The organism is Gracilimonas sp., assembly GCF_017641085.1.
In the GTDB taxonomy this organism is placed as follows: Bacteria; Bacteroidota; Rhodothermia; order Balneolales; family Balneolaceae; genus Gracilimonas.
This window is the reverse complement of record NZ_JAEPPI010000001.1, coordinates 1,285,089-1,304,282: the sequence shown is the minus strand read 5'-3', so window position 1 is coordinate 1,304,282 and position 19,194 is coordinate 1,285,089. Positions and strand designations below refer to the sequence as shown.

Genomic DNA, 19,194 nt, shown 5'->3' with positions numbered 1-19,194 from the left:
GATGAGTACAGCCTATTTATTTCCCGGACAGGGCTCTCAATTTGTAGGAATGGGGAAAGAGTTATACGACTCAAACCCTCATGCCGCAAAGTATTTTGATGATGCCAATGAAATTTTAGGCATCGACCTGAAGACCATTATGTTTGAAGGTCCACAGGAGAAACTTACCCAAACAGAGTTTACACAACCCGCCATATTCCTGCACTCCGTGGCGTTATTTAAAACACTAGGTGCCACACCTGATATGGTTGCAGGGCACAGCCTGGGTGAATTCTCAGCTCTGGTAGCATCTGGGGCTGTTTCTTTTAAAGATGCGCTAAAAATTGTTCGCCGCCGGGGTGAATTGATGCAGAAAGCCGGTACGGATAATCCCGGAACCATGGCTGCTGTTATTGGAATGGAGGATGAGGCTGTAGAAAAAGTTTGTGCTCAGGCTACTGAAGAAACCGGCAAAGAAGTTATCGCAGCTAATTATAACTGTCCGGGTCAGCTTGTGATTTCCGGATATCAGGAAGCGGTAGAGAAAGCTGTTGAGCTTGCCAAAGAGAATGGAGCCCGAATGGCAAAATTACTTCCGGTAAGTGGAGCGTTTCATTCCTCTTTAATGCAGCCGGCTTACGATGGTTTAAAAGATCAACTGCAGAAATTGGACATCAGCGAAACAAACTGCCCGATTTACAGTAACTACACCGCCGAGGCGACCACTGATCCTGAAGAGATCAGATCAAATTTGTTAAATCAGTTATTGAATCCGGTACGCTGGACGCAAACCTTGAACAACATGAGCTCGGATGGAGCGAATGCCTTTGTGGAAGTTGGTCCCGGTAAAGTGCTTCAGGGCTTGGTTAAAAGAACATTGAAAGACGTAGAAATTTCAGGACATCAATAAGAACAGACTATGAGTTTAACACTTGAAGGAAAAACGTGTTTGGTAACCGGAGGCAGCCGGGGTATAGGAAGAGCTATTGCGCTTAAGCTGGCTGATTTTGGCGCCGATGTTGCCATCACTTATGCCCGCTCGGCTGACGCCGCAGAAGAAGTAAAGGCCGAGATTGAAGCAAAAGGGCGCAAAGCAAAAGCACTCCAGGCCGATGCAGTTAATTATGAGCGTGCAGAAGAAGTAATCAATGAGATTGTAAATGACTGGGAAAAGCTGGATGTGATTGTAAACAACGCCGGCATCACTAAAGACAATCTTATCCTTCGCATGAGCGAAGAGCAATGGGATGATGTGATCACCACGAACCTGAAAAGTATTTTCAATTATTCTAAAGCGGCCGCTAAACCCATGATGAGAAATCGAGGCGGATCTATCATAAATATCAGCTCCGTCGTGGGTATTACCGGCAACGCAGGCCAAAGTAATTACGCAGCCTCTAAAGCCGGTATTATTGGGTTCACCAAATCATATGCCAAAGAACTTTCGTCCAGAAATATTCGTGCAAATGTAATTGCTCCGGGATATATTCTGACCGACATGACCGGTGAGCTTGACGAGAAAGTATTGGAAGGTATCAAAGCGGAAACTCCTCTTGGAAGAGCAGGAGAAGCCGATGAAGTAGCAGATGCCGTTGTATTCCTTGCCTCGGATATGAGTTCGTACATTACCGGAGAAGTAATTCGGGTTGATGGCGGCATGGCAATGTAATGCGGTTATGAATTGCAGATACCAGACTGAATTTTTAAGTTGAAAACACTTATTTTATAAAAATTATAATTACCAACTAATCACTGAAAAGGACACAATATGTCACAAGACGTAGAATCAAAAGTAAAAGCTATCATTGTAGATAAACTTGGTGTAGACGAATCAGAAGTTGCAGGTGATGCAAACTTCACTAACGATCTCGGAGCCGATTCTCTGGATACAGTAGAATTGATCATGGAGTTCGAAAAGGAATTCGATCTCAGTATTCCTGACGAAGACGCCGAAAACATCGCCACTGTAGGTGATGCTGTAAGTTATCTTTCAGGAAAACTGTCTTAATTAGTTTAATACGTACTACATTTAATAACACATTCCTATGAGCACTCGCAGAGTTGTAGTAACAGGTATCGGTGCCTTCACCCCAATCGGGAAAAGTGCACCGGACTTCTGGAACGGTTTAGTTTCAGGTAAAAACGGAGTCCGGCCTGTCGAACATTTTGACACAACCGACTTCGCCACAAAATTTGCTGCTCAGATTGAGGACTACGATTACTCCAATTATTTCGATCGTAAAGAAGCCCGGCGGTTAGATAAAGTGGCACAATATGCCCTTATCGCTTCCGGAGAAGCGCTCGAAGACAGTAAGCTTGATCTGGAAAAGATAAATAAGGACGAGGTTGCTGTATTGGTGGGAACCGGTATTGGTGGCATGGAAACATTCTATGAGCAATCGATATCATTTCATGAGCACGGGCCAAGAGGGGTTTCCCCATTCTTTATACCCATGCTTATTCCCGATATCGTATCGGGCCAGATTTCCATACGATATGGATTCAGAGGTCCTAATTACTGCGCGGTTTCTGCTTGCGCTACGGGTTCTCATAACATCGGGCTTGCCTACGATACCATTCGGTACGGACAGGCAGACTATGCCGTTGCCGGTGGAACTGAAGCTCCGATAACCAAAATCGGGATTTCCGGTTTCAACAGCATGAAGGCAATGTCAACCCGAAACGATTCTCCGGAAACAGCATCACGTCCATTCGATAAAGATCGTGATGGATTTGTATTGGGTGAAGGTGCAGGTATTTTCATTCTTGAAAGCCTGGAATCTGCTCTCGATCGTGGTGCCCGTATTTACGGTGAAATCAAAGGGTATGGCTTTTCTGCCGATGCATATCACATCACCGCTCCCGATCCGGATGGAAATGGAGTGATTCTGGCGATGACCAAAGCCATGAAGGCAGCGGGCATTAAGCCGGAAGATGTAGATCACATCAACATGCACGGTACATCCACACCGTTAGGTGATATAGCTGAAACCAATACCATTAAAAAGGTTTTTGGCGATCATGCGAAGAAAATCAACCTGAACTCTACCAAGAGTATGCATGGTCATACTTTGGGAGCAGCAGGTGCTATTGAATCTATCGCATCACTGCTGGCTATATATCACGGTATGGTGCCTCCAACCGTTAACATCGAAAATCAGGATCCGGAATGTGATCTGAACTACACCGCTAATGAAGCGGTGGTACGCGATGTTGAATACGCACTTAACAATGCATTCGGTTTTGGCGGCCATAATTCAACCCTCGTATTTAAAAAGTACAAGGACTAAGCATTCATGCCCGATTGGTTCAGGTCTCTTTTTACAAAGAAGAAGAAATCAGATCTTAGCCCTGAACTTAAAAGCAGAATTGAGAAATTAGAAAGGATCGTTGGTTTCCAAATCGACGATCCTTCTCTTTTTCTAAAGGCTCTGCGTCACCGCTCCACGCTTTCCCAGGAGCAGTACGAAACCTACGACTCTTACGAACGCCTCGAATTTTTAGGAGATGCCGTCCTGGATCTGATTGCCGCAGAAATTTTGTTCAATCAATACCCTGAGAAAGACGAAGGATTTCTCACAAAAGTCCGGGCCAAACTGGTAAGGGGAGAAACACTGTCCGATTTCTCCAAGAAGCTGGGCATAGAAGATTTAATGGAGTTGGGAGAGAGAAACGGGAGTACAAAGGTTGCTAAGAGTATTTTGGCAGACGCTTTTGAATCCATCATTGCTGCCATTTACATCACAAAAGGTTATCAGCATGCTTATGATTTTGTGGATAAGGTGATTGAAGAAAACCTGATTATAAAAGAACTCATAAATACGCTGGACAATTATAAAAGTGCCTTGCTTGAATATGCGCAGGCTGAAAAAATGCCCATTCCCAGGTATGAGCTAATCAATGAAAGCGGGCCGGGGCACAATCGTACCTTCGAGGTAAAAGTGTTGATAGGAGAGGAACAACTGGGAACCGGTGTTGGGAAAAGCAAGAAAAAGGCCGAGCAAAAAGCAGCCCGTGAAGCACTAAAGAGTATCAAAGACTGATTACCTGTTTTCTCAGGTAATTGTAGAGAAATAAGCGTCACAAAACTTGTTTTTTGATGGATTAACCCCGATTCTTAGCCCGTCCACCACAGGCCCATTCAAAAGGAAAATCCATGTTTGTTCAACTCATTAAACCGGAATTCGAAGAGCTTATCGCTTCCAAAGATTGGGTTGCCTTAAAAGAGGTTTTGAACGATGTGCCCGCCGTTGATATCGCCGATCTGTTACTTGAATTACCGGGTGATATTGCCGTGGTTGTTTTCCGGCTATTGAAGAAACCGGTGGCAGCCGATGTTTTTGCGGAACTCCCTTCTTCTAAAGGAGTGGAGCTACTGGAGCTGTTCAGCAAACAGCAGCTTAGCGACGTGATGATAAACCTGGAACCGGATGAGCAGGTTTCGATCTTAGAAGAGCTTCCCGGCCACCTGACACAGCGGGTGATGAACTCCATCAACCGGGAAGACCAGAAACAGCTTAAGAAACTGTTGGGATATCCTGAAGAAAGCGTTGGCCGATTGATGACTCCACGCTATGTTCGGGTGAAATCGGATTGGTCGATAGAGCGTAGCATGGCCCACATCCGCAAGTATGGGGAAACTGCAGAAACCATCAACGTAATTTACGTGGTTGATGACAAAGAGCACCTGATTGATGATCTTCGGATTACCCATCTGATCCTGGCTAATCAGGAAGACCAGATTGATGTGTTGATGGACCGCTCTTTTGAAGCTCTGTCTGTTTATGATGATCAGGAAGAGGCCGTTAAAATGCTATCCAAATATGACCGCGTAGCTTTGCCGGTTGTTGATTCGGATGGGGTGCTTGTAGGCATCGTGACTGCAGATGACGTGATTGACGTGGCCGAGGAAGAGACTACCGAGGATATGCAGAAAATGGCTGGTATGGATGCTCTGGATGACTATTATTCTCAATCCTCCATTTTCGATATTGTTAAAAAACGGCTTTGGTGGCTGATTGTGCTTTTTGTCGGACAGATTTTAACAGCCATCGCTATGGGTGGATATGAAGAAGTGCTCCAGAAAGTAGTAGCTTTGTCGTTCTTTGTACCGCTGATTATCTCCAGTGGGGGTAACTCCGGCTCTCAGGCAGCTACATTGGTAATACGAGCCCTTGCCACCGACGACCTTAAACCGGAAGACTGGAAGAAAGTATTCAGACGTGAATTTACTTCCGGTCTCATGCTGGGAGGATTGATAGGTCTGTTAGGCTTTTTCACATTAATTGGCTGGGATTTACTTGGAGGAGCTGAGCTTTCCAAAACTGTATTCCTTACAGCAGGAGTGATTGGCTTGAGCCTTTTTTCCATCGTTTTGTTCGGGAATTTTACCGGGGCAATGCTTCCTTTCTTCCTCTCAAAAATGAATTTGGATCCGGCCGTATCTTCAGCTCCTTTTGTTGCAACCATAGTAGATGTGAGCGGAATCATTATTTATTTTACCATAGCAATTGTACTTTTAAGCGGAACCTTACTTTAAAGCCCAACATACTTCGATGAAAGCATACCACGATCTTGTAAAAAGCGTACTTGAAAATGGGGTCAGGAAAGAAAACCGGACCGGCACCGACACGATTTCAAATTTTGCTGAATTTTATAAAGTAGATTTATCGGAAGGTTTTCCTTTGCTTACCACCAAGAAAGTATATTTCAGATCGGTGATTTTAGAAATGCTCTGGTACCTGAGGGGAGAGGATCACATCCGCTGGTTACGGGATGAAAACGACTGTCATATCTGGGACGCCTGGGCAGATGAAGACGGACATGTTGGCCCGATTTATCCAGTGCTCTGGCGAAGGTTTCCATATTTTGAAAAAGAATCCGTTCGGTTTGAAGGAAATGGCTCAGCCCTTGATAAAGAAGTTTGGGTTCGTAAAGAGTTTGACCAGGTTCAGCGAGCTATTGATATGCTGAAGAATAATCCGAACAGCAGAAGGATTGTGGTTAGTGCCTGGCACCCGGGTTTACTGGATGAAATGGGTCTTCCACCTTGCCACCTCATGTATATTTTCAATGTGGCTGACGGTAAGTTAAACTGCCATTTAACGCAACGCTCAGGAGACATTGCACTGGGTATTCCGTTTAACCTGGCATGCTATTCTGCCTTAACGCTGGCCATTGCTCAGGAAGTGGGGCTTGAACCGGGAACCTTCGCGCACTCCATAGTGGACGCTCATATCTACGTAAATCACGTTGATGGTTTGAAGGAGCAGCTCACCCGAAAGCCTAAACCACTTCCAACCTTGAAAATAGCCAACAAACCGGTAGATGAACTCACTTTTGATGATTTCACACTGGAGAACTATGATCCCGATCCGGTTATTAAATTTGAGGTTGCAGTATGACCATCACTCTTGTTGCAGCGCATGATCCCAACCTTGTAATCGGTAAAGAAGGGGGGCTGCCCTGGCGATATCCGGAAGATTTAAAGCATTTCAAAAGAACCACCATAGGTAAAACTATCATAATGGGCCGGGGTGTTTTTGAGGAGTTAAATGAAATTCCGCTTCCTGAACGAAAGAATATTGTACTCTCCACAACCCAAAATTACAAGAACGTTGATACTTATTCCTCTCTCGAAGATGCATTAAAATCGTCTAACGAGGAGGAAGTTTTCATCATCGGTGGAGGCGTATTATACAGGCAAACCATAGATATAGCCGACAAGCTCATCATTACTGAAATCCATCAGGAATATGAAGGAGATACCTATTTTCCTGAATACAGAGATGAAATAGGAACAACCTGGAAGGAAGAATCGAGAGAGGATCATGACGAGCTTAGCTACGTAACCTATAAGCGTGTCTGATACCCGATTTACAAGTATTAATTAAGAAAGATTAACCTGTAATCCGAAGTCTCTTTTAATAATTTTGATGAGTTACGTGAATGGCGGAAATCATCTTATAAATTATAGAATGAGCCGGGCTATAAAACATAATCCAACAAAAAAAGATACGAAGGCACTGAAGGCTTTGATCGTAGATGATCTTAAGTTTAACAGAAGCCTGGCCAGGATTATACTCGAGCGAAATAATTTCGAGACACAAGAAGCCGAAAACGGGGTAGAAGCGCTGCTACACTTTGAGGGACAAAAGCCCGATGTAATTCTAATGGATATTTGTATGCCTGTGATGGGCGGTGTAGAAGCTATGAGAAAAATCAGAAAGTTAAACCGGGGTAATAAAGTAAACAGCATCCCTATCATCGCTTTTACTTCCGGGGAACATAAGGAATCGAGATCAGACTTAATGAATCAAGGATTTTCGGAATACCTGAAAAAACCTTTTAATGAAGAAGATCTGTTTGACAAACTCTCCCAATTCCTACCCGTTAAAAAATCGGCTTCTTAAATGCTGATATCTTTTAGGTGCACGCAGTAGTGTTTTACAACGGGTTCTGTTAAAGCTATAATATTTTTTGTTTCTGCAGCTTTAGAGAACTCAATAGCCTTCTCGTCCTCCAAAATCCAGATGCTCTCATTCTTATATTTGTAGGCTTCTGAATAGCTGTTTTCAAAACCCAGATAATGTTCCACAGCTGTTTCATCTGTAGGCAACCGAAGTCTTTTTAGCGCTTTTTGAGTTTTCTGGGTGATTTCATTCAGCTGGGCTTTGGTGGGTTTCTTATCCAGAAAGGTGGTTCGGAATAAATCCCGATTTAGAAACCGGTGGCAGAGATTCGACAGAATTTTATCTCCGCATTTCTTCCAGATTTTTATACTTAAGTACACATCGTGGTCATCCATTTCAGCGTAACGGTCAATCATTTGTTTAGTGATTGTTTTCTTGGCTGAAGGCTGTTCGGTCAGGAAATACTGAAGGGCCGGTGAGGCAAAATCCAGTTCCTTTCCGTCAGCAATTAGATGATGTACCCGCTTAAATATGCTTCGAAGTAAAAAATCTGCACTTAAAACAGTTTTGTGTTGGTACACCTGCATGTACATCAAACGGCGGGCGATAATGTAATTCTCAACGGCATATATTCCTTTCTTTTCAATCACAATGTTCCCTTTGAAAACCCGCATGGTCTTCAAAATCCGGTTAATCCCCACCGTACCTTCGGAAACACCGGTAAAAAAACTGTCCCTTCTCAGGTAGTCGAGGCGATCTAAATCGAGCTGGGAAGAAATCAACTGATGCAGAAACTTCTTCTTGTGCTGATTGGTGAAAATATCGATGGCGGTGTCCAGCGCTCCATGAAACTCCTTATTGAGCTCTTTCATGATGGACAAGCTCATCATCTCATGGTTGAAGTCCTTTATCAAAGTATGCTCCAGAGTGTGAGAAAGGGGGCCGTGGCCTACATCGTGAAGTAAAATCGCCATCAATGTCCCTTCGTATTCGGGCTGACTAATGGTGGTATCCTTTTCACGAAGGTTGTTTAGCACGCGCTGACCTAACTCAAGGGCGCCTAAAGCATGTGAAAACCGGGAATGTTCGGCGGCCGGGAAAACAAGGTAACCAAGCCCCAGCTGACGGATTCTCCTCAATCGCTGCACATAAGGGTGGTCGATGAGTCTAAGAATCGGACCTTTTGGAACGGTGATAAACCCATGAATCGGATCATTGAAAATTTTATACCGTGTGCTTTTATCCATGTGCTTTAAGGAGAATTATGTTTGAGCCGTTGAAGATATGTAGAAATGAGGTAAAGAGTGATGAAGTGATATGGTGAGACAGCGAGGTTTCTAAAGTTCTTATTACTTCATCACTTTATCACTCCCCAACAACCATATCGTCTAAATTTTCAATTTCCGGGAGGCGGGTAGGGCGCTTTTTATTGATATCATACCAAACACCGGTTGATTTCGCTACCCCCATCAGGTCTTTCGATTTCTTATCGTAGATTCCCTGAACCGCTTCAATACTGGAGTTTCCTACTTCACCCACGCCTGTGCCAACCAGTAAGGTGGAGGGAAAAGTAATCTGTTTGAGGTATTCTATGGTAATCTTCACCAGTACAAAGGTTTTGCCTTCTGTGAATTCATTTTGCATCTGCCCAACTTCACCCAAAAACTGTATCCGGGCTTCCTCCAGATAAGTGTTAAACAGGGCATTATTTACATGATTCAGTGGATCCAGGTCCCGAAAACGAACAGGGATTTCGGTCCAGTGATAAAAAGTGTCAGGGTTATATTCAGGTCTAAACATGGGTGCTTTTTTTTGTTCTGAAGATGCGGGTGATCAGGCGAAATGACAAATGCTAAAAGGCTTATTCTGGAAGCTATATTTATTATATTCAACCCGACTAAATTTAAACCAAATTCAGTACACGAATGGCCAAGCAGAATGAACGCGATTTTTTAGAAGAACTACTCATCACACCAAGCCCAACCGGATATGAAAAAGAAGGGGTAAAAGTCTGGAAGGAGTATGTGGAACAGTTTGCAGATGAGGTGGTGACGGATGCATACGGTTCAGCAGCCGGTAAAATCAATATGAGTGGGGATGTAGCTACCGTTATGCTGGAAGCCCATTGTGACGAAATCGGCATGGTGGTGCAGCATATCACCGATCAGGGCTATGTTTATGTGAACAAATTGGGTGGAAGTGATTCGACCATTGCGCGTGCTAAGAAAGTATTTATTCACAATAAAAGAGGACGGGTAGTTGGCGTTACAGGAAATACAGCCATTCATCTGCAGGACAATAAAAACGGCGGAGGTAAGCAGCCCGCCTGGAAAGATATTTATGTGGATATTGGAGTTTCTTCCAAAGAAGAGGCGCTTGAGCTGGTGCAAATCGGAGATCCAATTACCTATGCATCCGACACAGAATTTTTAAGCGATGATCGCTTGACTGCTCGTGCACTGGATAATCGTATTGGCGGGTACATCATTGCTGAAGCCATGCGGAAAATCAGTAAGCAGAAGAAAGATCTTAAAGTGAATGTAATTGCCCTGAACTCCATACAAGAGGAGGTAGGAGGATTCGGAGCACGGATGATGAGTTACCGTTTTATGCCGGATGTGGCTTTAGTGACCGATGTAACTCACGCAACGGATACACCTGGAATAGATCAGAAAGAACATGGAACAGTAGAATTGGGCAAGGGACCAACTATTCAGCATGGTGGAGCTAATCACCCAAAAGTGGTTGAATTCCTGGAAGATGTTTGTGAGAAGAACGATATCGACATACAGCATGAGGCTACCAGCGTGAGAACCGGAACGGATACAGACAGTATTTTCTACCAGCAGACCGGTATTCCAAGCGCATTGATTTCGTTACCGCTCAGATATATGCATTCTCCGGTCGAAATTTGCTCTATGAAGGACGTGGATGCTTTAGTTGACGTGATGGTCAAAGCTGTACTCTCGATGCGCCCAGATCAAACGTTTGGGGTTTTTGAAGACTAACCGATAGCTTTCTGTACTCTATTTAACAGAGCCGGTATAATAGGATGATCCATATCCTGAAAGTTCTCAATGGCTACTGCCGAGTATCCTTCAATATCAGCCTGACGGAATCGGTCGTATATCTGCCGGGCTAAGCGGTCTAAATCGTTGTTGAAATCGATGATGTTGACCGAATCGTAAACATCAGAGCTTAAAAGCAGATAGAGGCACTCTGGATCATCAGTTTTTTCCAGAACTTCCAGCCAGCGTACCTCTGCCTTTGGTTTATAATGGGAATACTTCTGTCCCGGACTCTTAGGTCGTTCCATATGCGCAAAGAAGGATTCATGGACAGTAAAACCCAATACGTCTTCAATCTGTTTGCGGCTGATGCTTCCCGGACGAAGGATTTCAGGCTGATCGCCCGTCAAATCCAGAACCGTTGATTCCAACCCTACTTTCGTTGCTTTTCCATCGATAACCGGAAAATCATCTCCAAAATCAGCCTTCACGTGCTCTGCTTTAGTAGGGCTGGGTCTGCCAGATTTATTCGCACTGGGTGCGACCAACGGCCCGGTTTCGGAAATAAATTCCAGCGCAATGTCGTGATCAGGCATTCGAATGGCTACGGTATCCAAACCGGCGGTGACGGCATCCAAAACTTCAGGCTTTTTGGGTAACACCAGGGAAAGAGGTCCGGGCCAGAACTCTTCGATCAAAACATGTGCTGAATCCGGAATTTGATCAGAAAATTCATGCACTTGCTCTTCCTCAGAAACATGAACAATCAACGGGTTGTCAGAAGGACGGCCTTTAATGGAAAATATCTTCTGGATGGCCGTGGGATTCCAGGCATCCGCTCCAAGACCGTACACCGTTTCGGTTGGAAATGCTACGACATTACCTTGTTTAATAAGATCTATATATGTACTAAGGTCAGGCATGCAACTCACTCATAGCCAATTCTTTAAGGTATTCATATGCGGATTCAATGTCTGGGATATCCTGTACTACGAAGCGTACAGTATCTTTCTTTTGAACCACTTGAAACTTGTCTTTCTTGGTAACTTCCAGTTTCTCAAGAATATCCTGAAATTTACCGGAATCAAAGAAGTTTGCTCCCATTTCTGTTTCCTGTTTTGGACAAACCAGCCACATACGATCAGCCCGGATAGTAACTTTTGTGAAGAAGTTCCGGGAGGCAAATAACCGAATTTTGCTTGCCAGGATAAGATATTTGGCTTCTTTGGGGGCAGGACCAAAGCGGTCAACAATTTCATCTTTCCATTCTTCAATCTCTTTCTCGGTATTAGCCTGCGAGAGTTTGCGGTACAGATTCAGGCGCTCAACATTGTCCGACACGTAATTTTGAGGCAGGAGGGCGGTTTCATCAAATTCTACTGTAGTTTCAGGTAATTCAACTTCAATTTCCACATCATCGAACATATCACTGAATTCGGACTGTTTTAGCTCTTTGACGGCATCATTCAGAATCTTGGTGTACAGATCAAAGCCGATGTCGTTAATAAAGCCACTTTGTTCGGCCCCCAATATATCACCCGCTCCGCGGATATCAAGATCACGCATGGCAATATTGAAACCGGATCCGAGATCAGAAAACTCTTCCAGGGCTAAAAGTCGTTTCCTGGCTTCCGTACTTAGGGTTTGGATGGGGTTGGTTATAAGATAACAGAAGGCTTTTCGGTTCGATCGCCCGACTCTTCCCCGTAACTGGTGAAGCTCAGCCAATCCGAAATTATTGGCCTGGTTGATGATGATGGTATTTGCATTGGCAATGTCAATTCCATTCTCCACAATGTTGGTGGAAACCAGCACATCAAACTTATGCTGATAGAAATCGGTGATTATCTTATCTAATTGGGAGCCAGTCATTTGTCCATGACCGTACCGCACCCTTATATCGGGGGCAAGCCGTCTTACCATCTCTGCTATCTCTTCAATATTCTTGACCCGATTATGAATGAAGAACACTTGTCCGCCCCGGGATATTTCCTGCAAAATTGCATCCCGGATCAGCTCTTCGTCAAAGCTGTGTATTTCTGTGTAAACAGGTTGTCGGTTTGGCGGTGGGGTATTGATGACGCTGAGGTCACGAGCACCCATCAGTGAGAATTGCAGTGTTCTGGGGATGGGCGTGGCGGTAAGGGTGAGGACATCCACAGAGGCCCGGAAGTTTTTGAGTTTTTCTTTAGCTGAAACCCCGAACCGTTGCTCTTCATCCACAATGATGAGTCCCAGGTCTTTAAATTCAACATCTTTCGACAGTAATCGGTGTGTGCCAATCACAATATCCAGTTCGCCTTTCTTGAGCTTTTTAATGGATTCCTTTTGCTCTTTGGAAGTTCTGAAGCGGGAGAGGGCTTCTATCCGTACGGGAAACTTCTCCATTCGCCGCATAAACGTTTTGGCATGCTGCTCAGCCAGGATGGTAGTGGGGACAAGCACGGCCACCTGCTTATGATCGAGTACAGCTTTAAAGGCAGCGCGAACGGCGACTTCTGTTTTTCCAAATCCAACATCTCCACAAACAAGCCGGTCCATTGGATGCTTACTTTCCATATCATTCTTAACGGCTTCAATGGCATCGTACTGATCCGGAGTTTCCTCAAATTCAAAATTGGCTTCAAGTTCTGTTTGCCATTCATTATCCGGTGAAAAGTCGTGAGCTGTTTCCGCTTTTCTCTTGGCGTACAATTGGATAAGCTCGCGGGCAATGTCTTTAACTTTCTTCTTGGTCTGCGCTTTTTTGCGAGCCCAGGCACCCGAACCCAGTTTGGTAATACGGGGAGCAGTTCCTTCTTTGCCGGAGTATTTTTGCAGTTTATGAAGGCTGGTTACGTTTACGTAAAGGGTGGAATCATCCTTGTATTGAAGAACTACAACTTCCTGTTCCGTATTTTTTACGTTGATCTTTTTGAACCCCATAAACTTGCCGATTCCATAATCTACATGGACCACGAAGTCACCGAGACTCAAATCCTTCAGTTCTTTAAAGGAAATTCCGCCATGGAAGCGTCTTCTCTTGGTTTTTGGGCGATGGTATCGGTTAAAGATCTGGTGATCCGTATAAACGGCTAATTTAGCGGGTTCATAGATAAAACCCTCGTGAAGCGTTTCTACCACCAGCAGATATTTAAACTCCTGGCTGGCCTCTCCAAGAAGTTCTTCAAAACGGACTCTTTGGCCTTCGTTATCACAAAGAATAATGGTATTCAGACCATTTGAAGAGTTCTTAGTGATATTCTCACGTAATAGTTTAAAATTACCGTGAAAGTCAGGCTGGGGCTTGGTTTCCAGCGTAAGGGTTTTGTCCGCTTTTTCTGATGCGCCAACATTAGCTACAAACAGCTGATGGGTAAATTTACCCAATTCACCCTCAAATACATCTTCTGAAAGATAAAGCTCCTCAGGAAGCGATAAATCATCATCGGCTTCATGTTCGTCAAAAGCTTCAACGGCCGTTTCGTAGTTTTTCCCAATCTCTGATACAATCAAGTCCTTGTTAGAGGTAACCAGCAGTGTTTCTTCATCGAAATAGGAGAGAAAGCTTGATTTCTCTGTTTCCGGGAGGTTGGTAAGATCCGGTATGATGCGAGCCTGATTCAGAAAAGCAATCGATCGCTGAGAATCGGCATCAAATTCACGAATGGTATCCAATTCATCCCCAAAGAACTCAAGCCGCAAAGGATATTCTCCGGAATAGGGAAATACATCCAGGATACCTCCGCGAACGGCAAACTCACCGGGCTCGTCCACAAACTTAACGGGGCTATATCCCTGATCCACAAGCTGCTCCCTAAACTTTTCCAGGTCCACTTCCTGACCTTTTTCCAGTACCAGACTAACTTCATTTAAGGTGGAGGGCGGAGCGATTTTCTCTCCGATAGCTTCCACCGAAGTAATAACAACCTTCGACTCATGATCAGAAATAGCTTGAAGGGCCTCAGACCGCTGAACTAATAAGCTGGTGTCTTTAAGTTGTTGTCGGTCATATGGTTTCTTATTGGAGGAGGGGAATAAGATGACCGGGTTTTCATTACTGATTACATCCAGGTCGGCTTTAAGAAACCGGGCTCCTTCATCTGTTTCGGAAATCACCAACACATTCTTTTTTCGGGAAGAAAGTGCATTTAGTAAAAAGCTGTTGAGTGCACCAATGCTTTTCTTAAGGGTGAGTTTTTTCTGATTGGAAATCTCCTCATATACACGATCAAAAATCCCGTTTTTCTGAAGTTGACCTTTAATTGAAGATATACTCATGAATAGCTTTTGGTGCCTGAAAATTTGTGATTAAAGATACGCTGATTCCGGCCCGATTGGCAATCGAAATAGAATATTTGGATTCATGGAAAGGGAAGTAACCGATAAAACGTTCAGGAGTTTTCAATCCCGTTTAAAATGGTTTTGCTGAGCAGGAAGCTGAGAAACAGAAATCCAAGGGAAAGCCCCAGGTAACGGGCGTATAAATCTTCATAATCGGTATAGATGAGTTCTTCCACCTCTGATTTTTCGAGCTCGTCAATTTCAGCATAAATGTTTTCAAGCTGTTCAGAATCGGTTGCCCGAAAGTATTTGCCATCTGTTAAGTTTGCCACCTGTGTAAGCATCTCCTCGTCAATATTCACCTGAATGTTTTGATATCTTCGTCCGAAAATCGGGTCCTGAATAGGATAAGGAGCTGTTCCCCGGGTTCCGGCACCAATAGTGTATATCTTAATGCCGTACGTCACAGCCAGATCGGCTGCGGTAACAGGATCAATCTCACCGGCATTATTCTGGCCATCAGTAAGTAAGATGATAACCTTACTTTCAGCTTCACTTTCTTTCAACCGGTTTATAGCGGTAGCAATTCCCATCCCAATGGCCGTGCCGTCCTCAATAACGCCCATTTCCAGATCATCGAGTAAGCTTTTGAGCAATCGGTAATCGAGAGTAGGTGGAACTACAGTGAAACTTTTCATGGCAAAAGTAACCAGCCCGATTCGGTCAGAATTACGCTTGTCAACAAAGCTCTTGGCCACATTCCGGGCCGCTTCAAAGCGGTTGGGTTTTAAATCTTCAGCCCGCATTGAGGTGGACATATCCAATACGAGCACGATATCAATTCCTTCGGCATTGCGTTCAACGGTGGTCAGCCGTTCCTGAGGTCGCGCAAGCGCAATAATCAAAAAGCCGATTCCTGCCCAAAGGAAGAATGCCTGAACCCAATGGAGGTGTGATTTCCAGTTTCCGGGTAAATCCTCCAGCAGTTCAAGCGATGAAAAGGAGAGGGTAGCCTGTTTATGGGCAAAGTACCGATACAGGTACAACCCAATGATAACCGGCAGAACCAGTAACGCCCAAAACCATTGAGGGTTCGCAAATTCCATCAGTCTTCACCCTGATCTTTTTGGGTTGGTGTGATCATGAATTGCTGATTGTATTTTGCTTTAAGCCTTCCAATGCGCGCTGAATCAGCCAGTTTTGCCCGCTCAAGGAATTCAAGGGCGTTATCATAGGTCTGCCAGGCATCTTCAAGAGTTGGGGTGTATTTAGCGAATTTTACCAGATCCGCTTTTCTCAAAATAAGCCGGGTTTTCTCGGTGAGGGTATCATCTACACCATAGGCATCCAGGTAGCGCAGTAACTCACTGGAAGTACACTCAAGGGCAGGTATGTTGTACAAATCTTCAAAATAGGCACGGATGGCATCACCCACTTCACTGTAAAAGAGTTTGAAGTTCTTGGTATCAGCCACTTTTGATTCATTCTTGATTACCAGCAATTGCTTTTCCAATTCTTCCAGTGGATTGTAAAATGGCTCAATCTGAGGTTCAGGATCAACGCTTTCTGTTTTCTCCTGATCTCTGAATTTAAACCACCAGAGCAAAAATCCGGCAAGAGCTAAGCCCGCCAGTACCCATGGCCACCATGGACGAGGAAAAGCAAAATTAGGTTTCATGGGCTTTAAGGTAGTATCTCCTGCAGCTACTACCGTTTTAAAATAGAGGGAAACCGGATCAGTAAACACCGTGGAAGAGTCATTCGTCCCGTAAAGGGTAATGGGCATCGAAGAAATTTGCACATCCTCATTATTAAAGTACTGTAGTGTATAAACCAGGCTGTCTGAAAAATCAGATGTACGAAATTGTTGCCGGCCTAATAGCTCAAGAGAGGAAGGGAAGGAATTTGTGTCCGGGTACTGGACGTTTTGGTACTCCCGGTCAAATTGAATGGCAATGGAGTATTCAAATACTTCACCGATGGTAAGGGAATCGGCAGTGACCCGGGTATTCACACTTTGAGCGAAAACCTGCGCCGAGCATAAACATGTAACCAACAAAAAGGATAGTCGTAAAGCGCGGAGCCTCAACAGGGTGATTTTCATTAAAATTGAAAATAATATCTTAATTGAACTTAACAGCCTGAAAATATAACAATGAGTTGTAAATATTTTGCAAAAGTAAGGTGCATCTCATTTTTATGAAAGTAGGGTATTAATCCTTATTATTTTCCGAAATATTTAATCTACAGTTGATACATGGTTAATAGTGGTATGAAGTTGGGTTTGGGAATTGGTGTGTTTTGTCTGATTGCGACACTTTCCCTGACACTCTATTCAAACAAAAATGCAGAATTGCCTGAGCTGGTAATTTCACCGGATAATATGGTCGAGATTTCGGAAGGGGTGCAGCTTGATCCATATGGGTTCAACCGCATCAACCTTGAAGTTGAGGAAGGCCGGGTAAAGCGGAATGAGAGTTTATACCTGATTCTAAGGGATTTAGATGTTTCACCTCAAACAATATATGAGATCAATCAAAAGTCGAAGGGCGTCTTTCAAAGCAACAGAATAAAGCCCGGGCAGAAGTACATCACCTATCTTGATAAGGAATCTAAAGACGCCCAACGACTGATATTACATACCAATGCGCTCGACTATGTTGTATTTGAGTGGGGAAATGAGATAGCGGTGAAAACCGGCCAAAAAGAGGTTACCACCCGTATTGCTGAGGCGAGCGGTGTCATTGAATCTTCTTTATATGAAACGCTGGTTGATCAGGATGTAAGTGCTCTTCTTGGATACCGATTAAGCGAGATTTTTGCCTGGCAGATAGATTTCTTCCGTTTATACCCGGGTGACAGTTTCAAGGTGATTTATGAAGAAGAATTTGTAGATGGTGAACCATTTGGAATTGGAAAAATCCTGGCGGCAGAGTTTACCAATAAAAATGAAACCTTCGATGCGTTCTTTTTTGAAACGGACGACCGGGCCGGCTACTACGACAGTGAAGGAAACGGCGTACAAAAAGCCCTGATGAAAGCACCATTCAAGTATTCACAAAGAGTAAGTTCAAACTTCTCACACAGTCGTTTCCATCCCGTTCTTAAGAGGAGAATGCCTCATTATGGGGTTGATTATGCAGCACCGCTTGGTACACCCGTGCTTTCTGTTGGGGATGGAGAAGTGGTTGAAGCCCAGTATCGAGGGGCTAATGGTAATATTGTCAAAATCCGCCATAACGGAACCTACACAACCGCATATTTACACTTGAATGGTTTTGCTAAAGGAATACGTGCAGGACAACGAGTAAAACAAGGGCAGGTAATAGGATTTGTCGGAAAAACCGGAAGGGTAACGGGCGTGCATTTAGATTACCGCATTTATAAAAACGGCCAGCCTGTAAACCCGCTTAAAGTTAAGCTGCCACCTTCAAAAGCAATTGAGGGTGCTCAAATGGAGCAATTTTTCAATCATATCGAAGACCTGAAATTTCAGCTCAGCCAAATTGATGAGGCAGGGGAGTCAACGGTAGCTTCATTTACCGCACCTTGATCAGTAGCGGCTGCCCCGACGCTTAAAGAAGTTCATCAAGGGCTGCACATACGATTCGTTGGTTTGAACCTCAACGGCGTCGATCTTCATTTTAAGCATCTTATCGTGTATGTAGGCTTTCTGTTCCATACGGCGGATTTTGTAAGCCTCACGAACTTTCCGGCTTGAGGTATCAATCATTTTTTCAGCTCCGGTTTCGGCATCCCTGATCTTTACCAATCCTACATCAGGAAGCTCATCCTCCAAATGATCGTTAATAATAATGCTAACCAGGTCATGTTTTTGATTGGTAATGCGCAGCTGCTTTTCGAAATCCTTATCCTGAAAATCAGAGGTTAATACTACAATAGCTCTGCGGTCCAGTAGCCTGTTGATGTAAGAGAGTGCATCTGCAATGTCTGTGCCGGTTCCGGTAGGATTTGTCGTGTAGAGTTCCCGAATCAGACGAAGTACGTGCGTCCGGCCTTTTTTGGGAGGAACCACTTTCTCGATATGGTCGCTGAATAAAACCAAACCGACTTTGTCGCTGTTTTTTATGGCACTGAAAGCCAACACGGCGGCTAATTCAATGGCCAGATCCATTTTACTTTGGCTTTGGCTTCCAAAGGTTCCGCTTTGAGAGATATCTATACAGAGCATGAGCGTTTGCTCACGCTCTTCCTCAAATACTTTAATGAACGGGTCCCCGGTACGTGCCGTAACATTCCAGTCGATTTGCCGGATATCATCCCCGTAGGTGTAAGCCCGGACTTCCGAGAACTCCATTCCACGGCCTTTAAAGGCAGACTGATATTCCCCGCCAAATAAAGTATTCACGATACCTTTAGTCTGGATTTCAAGCTTACGAATCTTTTTGAGGATTTCCTTTGGGATCATGGGCAAATAATTTGATTACTCTGTTTGAAGATAATAATTGAGGCGGTTAATGTAATAGGGAGAAATTTGTATTTAAACCCTTTCAAGGTAACATCAATATTTT

General features: G+C 44.1%; 18 protein-coding genes. 11 read left to right on the top strand and 7 right to left on the bottom strand.

Going from position 1 to position 19,194, the window contains the following annotated elements; translation table 11 throughout:
• Window position 1 precedes the first annotated feature (1 nt).
• The 9 genes from fabD (at window position 2) to JJ941_RS05635 (ending at window position 7,391) form a co-directional block, all read left to right on the top strand.
• Window positions 2–889 carry an ACP S-malonyltransferase gene (gene fabD, locus JJ941_RS05675; protein WP_290962717.1) on the top strand — a complete coding sequence of 296 codons (888 nt, stop codon included), beginning with the start codon at window positions 2–4 and terminating at the stop codon, window positions 887–889.
• A gap of 9 nt (window positions 890–898) precedes the next feature.
• A complete protein-coding gene (fabG, locus tag JJ941_RS05670; RefSeq protein ID WP_290962716.1) occupies window positions 899–1,648 on the top strand; it encodes a 3-oxoacyl-[acyl-carrier-protein] reductase in 750 nt (249 codons plus the stop codon).
• Window positions 1,649–1,747: 99 nt separating this feature from the next.
• Window positions 1,748–1,987: an acyl carrier protein gene (locus JJ941_RS05665; RefSeq protein ID WP_255135780.1), complete on the top strand. Its 240-nt coding sequence runs from the start codon at window positions 1,748–1,750 to the stop codon at window positions 1,985–1,987.
• 37 nt (window positions 1,988–2,024) lie between these two features.
• A complete protein-coding gene (fabF, locus tag JJ941_RS05660; RefSeq protein WP_290962713.1) occupies window positions 2,025–3,269 on the top strand; it encodes a beta-ketoacyl-ACP synthase II in 1,245 nt (414 codons plus the stop codon).
• A 6-nt stretch (window positions 3,270–3,275) separates the two neighbouring features.
• Window positions 3,276–4,022 carry a ribonuclease III gene (rnc, locus tag JJ941_RS05655; RefSeq protein WP_290962711.1) on the top strand — a complete coding sequence of 249 codons (747 nt, stop codon included), beginning with the start codon at window positions 3,276–3,278 and terminating at the stop codon, window positions 4,020–4,022.
• 113 nt (window positions 4,023–4,135) lie between these two features.
• Window positions 4,136–5,518 (top strand): magnesium transporter, encoded by a 1,383-nt coding sequence (gene mgtE, locus JJ941_RS05650; protein WP_290962709.1) that lies wholly within the window; start codon window positions 4,136–4,138, stop codon window positions 5,516–5,518.
• 16 nt (window positions 5,519–5,534) lie between these two features.
• Window positions 5,535–6,383 carry a thymidylate synthase gene (locus JJ941_RS05645; protein ID WP_290962707.1) on the top strand — a complete coding sequence of 283 codons (849 nt, stop codon included), beginning with the start codon at window positions 5,535–5,537 and terminating at the stop codon, window positions 6,381–6,383.
• A complete protein-coding gene (locus JJ941_RS05640) occupies window positions 6,380–6,847 on the top strand; it encodes a dihydrofolate reductase (RefSeq protein ID WP_290962705.1) in 468 nt (155 codons plus the stop codon). The genes JJ941_RS05645 and JJ941_RS05640 overlap by 4 nt, the downstream gene beginning before the upstream one ends.
• A 67-nt stretch (window positions 6,848–6,914) precedes the next feature.
• Window positions 6,915–7,391: a response regulator gene (locus JJ941_RS05635; RefSeq protein WP_290962703.1), complete on the top strand. Its 477-nt coding sequence runs from the start codon at window positions 6,915–6,917 to the stop codon at window positions 7,389–7,391.
• Here JJ941_RS05635 and JJ941_RS05630 read toward each other — a convergent pair.
• The gene (locus tag JJ941_RS05630) at window positions 7,388–8,638 is read right to left on the bottom strand and encodes an HD domain-containing protein (RefSeq protein ID WP_255135773.1); all 1,251 of its coding nucleotides are present in this window, start codon (window positions 8,636–8,638) and stop codon (window positions 7,388–7,390) included. The two genes, JJ941_RS05635 and JJ941_RS05630, sit on opposite strands and share 4 nt — an antisense overlap.
• Before the next feature lie 118 nt (window positions 8,639–8,756).
• Window positions 8,757–9,191, bottom strand: coding sequence for a thioesterase family protein (locus tag JJ941_RS05625; RefSeq protein ID WP_290962700.1), 435 nt, complete (start codon window positions 9,189–9,191; stop codon window positions 8,757–8,759).
• 125 nt (window positions 9,192–9,316) lie between these two features.
• Between JJ941_RS05625 and JJ941_RS05620 the strand changes: the two genes are divergently transcribed.
• The gene (locus JJ941_RS05620; RefSeq protein WP_290962698.1) at window positions 9,317–10,399 is read left to right on the top strand and encodes a M42 family metallopeptidase; all 1,083 of its coding nucleotides are present in this window, start codon (window positions 9,317–9,319) and stop codon (window positions 10,397–10,399) included.
• Here JJ941_RS05620 and JJ941_RS05615 read toward each other — a convergent pair.
• From JJ941_RS05615 to JJ941_RS05600, 4 genes are all read right to left on the bottom strand, one after another.
• The gene (locus JJ941_RS05615; protein ID WP_255135770.1) at window positions 10,396–11,322 is read right to left on the bottom strand and encodes an L-threonylcarbamoyladenylate synthase; all 927 of its coding nucleotides are present in this window, start codon (window positions 11,320–11,322) and stop codon (window positions 10,396–10,398) included. The two genes, JJ941_RS05620 and JJ941_RS05615, sit on opposite strands and share 4 nt — an antisense overlap.
• Window positions 11,315–14,659, bottom strand: coding sequence for a transcription-repair coupling factor (mfd, locus tag JJ941_RS05610; protein ID WP_290962695.1), 3,345 nt, complete (start codon window positions 14,657–14,659; stop codon window positions 11,315–11,317). The genes JJ941_RS05615 and mfd overlap by 8 nt, the downstream gene beginning before the upstream one ends.
• A gap of 113 nt (window positions 14,660–14,772) precedes the next feature.
• Window positions 14,773–15,768 carry a VWA domain-containing protein gene (locus tag JJ941_RS05605; protein ID WP_290962694.1) on the bottom strand — a complete coding sequence of 332 codons (996 nt, stop codon included), beginning with the start codon at window positions 15,766–15,768 and terminating at the stop codon, window positions 14,773–14,775.
• Window positions 15,768–16,676: a hypothetical protein gene (locus tag JJ941_RS05600; protein ID WP_290962692.1), complete on the bottom strand. Its 909-nt coding sequence runs from the start codon at window positions 16,674–16,676 to the stop codon at window positions 15,768–15,770. The genes JJ941_RS05605 and JJ941_RS05600 overlap by 1 nt, the downstream gene beginning before the upstream one ends.
• A 243-nt stretch (window positions 16,677–16,919) precedes the next feature.
• Here JJ941_RS05600 and JJ941_RS05595 point away from each other — a divergent pair, with 243 nt between their 5' ends.
• The gene (locus JJ941_RS05595; protein ID WP_290962690.1) at window positions 16,920–18,215 is read left to right on the top strand and encodes a peptidoglycan DD-metalloendopeptidase family protein; all 1,296 of its coding nucleotides are present in this window, start codon (window positions 16,920–16,922) and stop codon (window positions 18,213–18,215) included.
• Here JJ941_RS05595 and JJ941_RS05590 read toward each other — a convergent pair whose 3' ends face one another.
• Window positions 18,216–19,091, bottom strand: coding sequence for a DUF58 domain-containing protein (locus JJ941_RS05590; RefSeq protein WP_290962688.1), 876 nt, complete (start codon window positions 19,089–19,091; stop codon window positions 18,216–18,218).
• Window positions 19,092–19,194 lie beyond the last annotated feature (103 nt).